This window comes from Thermovirga sp. (assembly GCA_012523215.1).
GTDB lineage: Bacteria > Synergistota > Synergistia > Synergistales > Thermovirgaceae > 58-81.
The window spans coordinates 1-1841 of sequence record JAAYIZ010000220.1 but is presented as its reverse complement, the minus strand read 5'-3'; the positions used below and the strand labels follow the sequence as shown (position 1 = coordinate 1841).

3 protein-coding genes are annotated in these 1841 nt (G+C 51.5%); 1 reads left to right on the top strand and 2 read right to left on the bottom strand.

The features are described 5' to 3' along the window. Positions 1–220: hypothetical protein (locus GX108_06315; protein NLO56648.1), on the bottom strand; the 220-nt coding region annotated here is incomplete at its 3' end. A 379-nt stretch (positions 221–599) separates the two neighbouring features. Beyond that, positions 600–1457 carry a helix-turn-helix domain-containing protein gene (locus tag GX108_06310; GenBank protein ID NLO56647.1) on the bottom strand — a complete coding sequence of 286 codons (858 nt, stop codon included), beginning with the start codon at positions 1455–1457 and terminating at the stop codon, positions 600–602. Positions 1458–1680: 223 nt separating this feature from the next. Here GX108_06310 and GX108_06305 point away from each other — a divergent pair. Further along, positions 1681–1841: hypothetical protein (locus tag GX108_06305; GenBank protein NLO56646.1), on the top strand; the 161-nt coding region annotated here is incomplete at its 3' end.

The following is a 1841-nucleotide window of genomic DNA, read 5'->3' as shown; positions in this document are numbered from 1 at the left end:
TCCCGCTTTTTGCCTTTGCCCTCAGTTCCCAGAGATCTTTCTCAATATGTTTGACAAACGGCATACCCATAACTATCAGCCCCAGTTCTTCAACCATTTCCATCAAATGTATAAGACTGGCTTGAAGGTCAACGGGGATCGAAAGAAATTCGTCAATTACTGCTTTTTCAGAAAAGAACACTTTCCATTTGCTTGAATGGTCAAAATCTTTTGATGTCATTCCTGATCTTCAGAAAAGAATTATATCAAAATTGATATATATTTCAATCTGTTTATCTATCACCCGTTCCTCCTTTTTCACACGATTTCTGTTTGACCCAGTCCTCGAATCAGATAATTAAATCTTCAATCTTCGCTGCCCCCCGAGAATCTACTCGGGACTATGCGCTCGGGACAGCGCGAAGCCTATCCTCCAGACAAGCCGAAGGACCTGGTCCCGAGGTGCTTTGACGAGGGAGGAGATTCAAGGATGGGGGTGATCTAACGAGGGACTGCGTCTGCGGTGCAAGTATTTTTTGGGGGTCTTTCCCTGGCTTTGGTTTAGCTTCTCCCTTCGGTAACCCTTGGGGTCAGGGCTTGATTTTGAGCATTTGCATACATTAGCCCCTTTTTCTGTACTCCCTCACCGCCCGGCTGACGGTGCTGTAGTGCACCCCTCGGTGCCGTGCGATCTCGGCTTGGCTGAACCTCCCCTCGAAGAAAGCCATCGCCATGGCCTCCTTCCGCTCGGGGTATTCCCTGAAGTATTCCTCCAGGCTGACCAGGGGCTTTCGCTTCTGCTCCCGGGAAACACCATCGATTCCCGGGTCGACGGAGCACTTCCTCTGCACCCTCTCGACAAAACTATCGTCGCCCAGGTATACCTGCTGCTGCACCTGCTCCATCAGGTTCGTTTCTCTCCCTAGGCCATCCAAAATATAACTGATGAAAAACTTCCGACGCTTTTCCCTGTTGCCGATCCCTTCCGATACGGCATCCATCACCTTGTCGGCGCTCAGCCAAGCGGGGCAGGGGTCGAGGCTCGCGGTGGCCCTGTAGCTACCCCAATGCCACTTCTCAGGGGAATCGACGTGGCCGGAACGTACCGGGTTCAACGACACGTACCTGACCAGTTCCAGGAGGTAGGTGTTCTCATCGACCACGATGGAACGGAACCTCCCCTGGAAAAGGTGCCCCGTTCTTCCCTTGTTATGGTTGAAATACTGGGTGTAGATGCCGTTGAGGAGTCTCATGCCTTCCGAAAGGTTAGGTTCGGGGGTTTCAATGACGAGGTGGAAGTGATTATCCATCATGCACCAGGCGTAAGTCTCCCACATCTGGCGCTCCACGACATCTTCGTAAATCTCGAGGAATCTTTTGCGGTCGTGGTCGTTCAGAAAGATTTTCTGCCTGTTGTTACCGCGGGACATCACGTGATAGACGGCGCCTGGATACTCGAGCCTGAGAGGCCTTGTCATAATTCGTAACTATAGCATACAAATGCTCAAAAACGAGCTCTGAACCCACCGACGGATTTTGCTCTTCTGTGGTCTTAAAAAAATCCTTCATGCTATAATTTATCCGAGTGAAGCGCCAAGAATGTCGAAAACGTCCCTGCGGACAAGCCGGGGCGCCCTGGAAAAAGAAACAGCTGCGTTCCGCCCGCCGGGATGAAACCCCAAAACAAGGAGGCGGTGAACCGTGAACGTACTGGGCCGAGAAGAAATATTCAAATTGGCAGAGCACGAGAGCACGCCCAGTGTCTCTCTCTACATGTCCGAGACCCGTCCGCACGATCCCAAAAAGTCGCAGATCCGCTTCAAGAATCTGATCGCCAAGGCCGAGGAGATTCTCGGAGGGTT

Coding starts and splice junctions, on each gene's coding strand:
- GX108_06310 (NLO56647.1), bottom strand. CDS start 1,457: ATGACAAGGCCTCTCAGGCTCGAGTATCCAGGCGCCGTCTATCACGTG.